Annotated in this window: 4 protein-coding genes; all 4 read left to right on the forward strand. The window is 69.8% G+C overall.

Annotated elements, in window-relative coordinates; translation table 11 throughout:
• A partial coding sequence (locus KDH83_RS29975) for an MOFRL family protein (RefSeq protein WP_212322521.1) occupies nt 1-787 on the forward strand: 787 nt, incomplete at its 5' end.
• 3 nt (nt 788-790) lie between these two features.
• Nucleotides 791-2,218 (forward strand): pyruvate kinase, encoded by a 1,428-nt coding sequence (pyk, locus tag KDH83_RS29980; RefSeq protein WP_212322523.1) that lies wholly within the window; start codon nt 791-793, stop codon nt 2,216-2,218.
• A gap of 57 nt (nt 2,219-2,275) precedes the next feature.
• Nucleotides 2,276-2,626 (forward strand): hydroxyisourate hydrolase, encoded by a 351-nt coding sequence (gene uraH / locus KDH83_RS29985; protein WP_212322525.1) that lies wholly within the window; start codon nt 2,276-2,278, stop codon nt 2,624-2,626.
• Nucleotides 2,627-2,847: 221 nt separating this feature from the next.
• On the forward strand, nt 2,848-3,696 hold an 849-nt coding region (locus tag KDH83_RS29990), incomplete at its 3' end, for a urate hydroxylase PuuD (protein WP_212322527.1).

The raw sequence follows: 3,696 nt of genomic DNA on the forward strand, positions 1-3,696 counted from the left end.
GCTGATGTCCGACGTGCCGGGCGACCGGCCGCTGGACATCGCGTCCGGCCCCACCTGCGCGGACCCCACCACCTGCGCCGACGCGCTGGACATTGCGCAGCGCTACGGCATCGCCCTGCCCGAGGCCGCGCTGGACGCGCTGCGCTCGGGCCGCGCCGAGTCCGTCAAGCCCGGCGATCCGCGCCTGGCGCGCGCCGAGATCCGCATGGCGGCCACGCCGCAGATGGCGCTGGAGGCGGCCGCCGCCGTCGCGCGCCAGGCCGGCTACGACGCCCACATCCTCGGCGACGCGCTGGAGGGCGAGGCGCGCGACGTCGGCAAGGTGCTGGCCGGCATCGCGCTGCAAGCCGCCGAGCGCGAACAGCCGTTCCGCCCGCCCTGCGTGCTGCTGTCGGGCGGCGAAACCACCGTGACCGTGCGCGGCCAGGGCAGCGGCGGGCGCAATGTCGAATGCCTGCTGTCGCTGGCGCTGGCGCTGCGCGGCCATCCGCGCATCCACGCCCTGATGGCCGACACCGATGGCGTGGACGGCGCCGAGGACATCGCCGGCGCCCGCATCGGCCCGCAGACGCTGGCGCGCGCCTGGGCGCTGGGCATCAAGCCCGCGCAGGCCCTGGCCGACAACGACGGCCACGGTTTCTTCAAGGCGCTGGGCGCCTCGATCGTGACCGGCGCCACGCGCACCAACGTCAACGACTTCCGCGCCATCCTCATCGACGCAAAGCCCGGCGACCCCTGGCCCGACGTCGCGCAAGCCCCCGCCCCATCTTCCACGCAGAGAACCTGAGCCATGTCCCTACGCCGCAACCGCCGCGCCAAGATCGTCGCCACGCTGGGTCCAGCCAGCAGCGACCGCGACACCCTCCGCAGCCTGTTCCATGCCGGCGTGGACGTGTTCCGCTTGAACTTCAGCCACGGCAGCGCCGAGGATCACGCGGTCCGCATGGCCATCCTGCGCGAGATCGAGGCCGAGACCGGCCGCCCCATCGGCGTGATGGCCGACCTGCAAGGCCCCAAGCTGCGCGTGGGCACCTTCGCGCAGGGGCCGGCGCAATTGCAGCCCGGCCAGCGCTTCCGCCTGGACCTGGACCCGCGCCCCGGCAACGCCGACCGCGTCTGCCTGCCCCACCCCGAGATCTTCGCCGCGCTGGTGCCCGGCGCCGAGCTGCTGCTGGACGACGGCCGCCTGCGCCTGCGCGTCGACGCCTGCGACGCGGCCAGCGCGGACACCCAGGTGCTGGTGGGCGGACGACTGTCCGAACGCAAGGGCGTCAACGTGCCGGGCGTGGTGCTGCCGATCTCCGCGCTCACGCCCAAGGACCTGCGCGACCTGGACACGGCGCTGGCGCTGGGCGCCGACTGGATCGCGCTGTCCTTCGTGCAGCGGCCCGAGGACATCATCGAGGCCCGCGAGCGGATCGGCGACCGCGCCCGCATCATCGCCAAGCTGGAGAAGCCCTCGGCGGTCGAGCGGCTGGACGAGATCATCGCCCAGGCCGATGCGCTGATGGTGGCGCGCGGCGACCTGGGCGTGGAACTGCCTGCCGAACAGGTGCCCGCGATCCAGAAGCGCGCCGTGCGCGGCTGCCGCCGCGCCGGCAAGCCGGTGATCGTCGCCACGCAGATGCTGGAATCCATGATCGAGAGCCCCGTGCCCACGCGCGCCGAGGCCTCCGACGTGGCCACTGCCATCTACGACGGCGCGGACGCCGTCATGCTGTCGGCCGAATCCGCCACCGGCAAGCATCCGCAGACCGCGGTCGCGATGATGAGCCGCATCATCGAGGGCACCGAGGCCGATCCGCAGTACCGCCAACTGATCGACGCATCGCACTCCCCCGCCGTGCCGGGTCAATCGGACACGGCTCAGGCCGTGTGCTGCGCGATGCGCCACGCCGCCGCGCTGCTCAAGGCGGCTGCGATCGTCTGTTTCACCAGTTCCGGCGCCACCAGCCTGCGGGCGGCGCGCGAACGGCCCGAGGCGCCGGTGCTCAGTCTCACGCCCAGCCTGGCGGCCGCGCGGCGGCTGACGCTGGTGTGGGGCGTGCATTCCGTGCATGTGGACGACGTGACCGACATCGCACAGTCCACCCGCCTGGCTTGCGCCGTGGCGACGCAGGAGCGCTTCTGCAGCGCAGGACAGACGCTGGCGATCATCGCCGGCATGCCTTTCGGCAAGGCCGGCACCACCAACCTGCTGCGCATCGCCACCGCTTGAAAAATCAAATATAAACATGGCTCGCGCCGCGATCCCGCGGCCAGCCAAGGAGACAAGATGGGCTTGACCACGCACGTACTCGACACCATGCACGGGTGTCCCGCGCAGGGCATGGAGGTGGCGCTCTACGCCACGCAGGGCGACGACGCCACCCTGATCCGCCGTTTCGCGCTCAACCACGACGGCCGCAGCGACCAGCCGCTGTACACCGCGCAGGACCTGAAGATCGGCACCTACCGGCTGGTCTTCGACGTGGCCGGCTATTTCAGGCAGCGGGGCGTGGCCCTGCCCGAACCCAACTTCCTGAACCGGGTCAGCCTGGACTTCGGCGTGGCGCACACGGACCAGCACTATCACGTGCCGCTGCTGGTCAGCCCCTGGAGCTACTCCACCTATCGCGGCTCATGACGCCGGGTGGCAGGCGCCCAGGATCAGGGTATTCCTGATGCCGTCGGGACGCCTGCGGGGGTAGTTTTGCCGCCACACTTTGCATACAATTTTCGTATCTTGATCGCAGCGGTGCGGGGTCCGACGGGCCTTGTGCGCGATCTGTTTTCTGCTTACAGCGCCCGCGGTGGTAAGCAGTGCGGCAGAGCCCATGGCCGGCTCTGCCCACTGCGGGAGCGTAAATGGAAGGCTATTACCTGGATTGGGTCAATCTGCTGCTGCGCTGGGCCCACATCATCGCCGCGATCGCCTGGATCGGCGCCTCGTTCTACTTCGTCATGCTGGACAACAGCCTGGAAAAGCCCCGCGACCAGGAGTCGCTGGACAAGGGCGTCGGCGGCGAGCAATGGGCGGTGCATGGCGGCGGTTTCTACAACATGCAGAAATACGCGGTACAGCCCAAGCGGCTGCCCGAGCACCTGCACTGGTCGTTCTGGGAAAGCTACAGCACCTGGCTGACCGGCTTCGCGCTGTTCACGGTTTCCTACCTGTGGAACGCCAGCACCTACCTGATAGACCGATCAAAAATGGACTGGCAGCCCGGCACCGCCGTGGCCGTCGCGCTGGCCTTCTTCGTGGTCTTCTGGCTGGTCTACGACGGCATCTGCCGGCTGTTCGGCCGCGGCAAGCACGGCGACGTCGTCGTGGGCGCGCTGGTGGCGGTGTTCATCGCGGCGGCCTCGTGGCTGGCCTGTCACTGGTTCGCCGGCCGCGCCGCCTTCCTGCTGGTGGGCGCCATGATGGCCACCACCATGAGCGCCAACGTGTTCTTCTGGATCATTCCCGGCCAGCGCAAGAACGTCGCCGCGATGAAGGCCGGCCTGCCGGTGGACCCGGTGCACGGCCAGCGCGGCAAGCAGCGCAGCGTGCACAACACCTATTTCACGCTGCCGGTGGTGTTCGCCATGATGAGCAACCACTACAGCGTCACCTACACCCATCCGCAGAACTGGCTGGTGCTGCTGCTGATCATGCTGGGCGGCGCGGCCGTGCGCCAGTTCTTCGTGGTGCGCCACCGCTTCAAGCTGGGC

The sequence above is a fragment of the Achromobacter sp. Marseille-Q0513 genome (assembly GCF_018195695.1).
Taxonomy (GTDB): Bacteria; Pseudomonadota; Gammaproteobacteria; order Burkholderiales; family Burkholderiaceae_B; genus Achromobacter.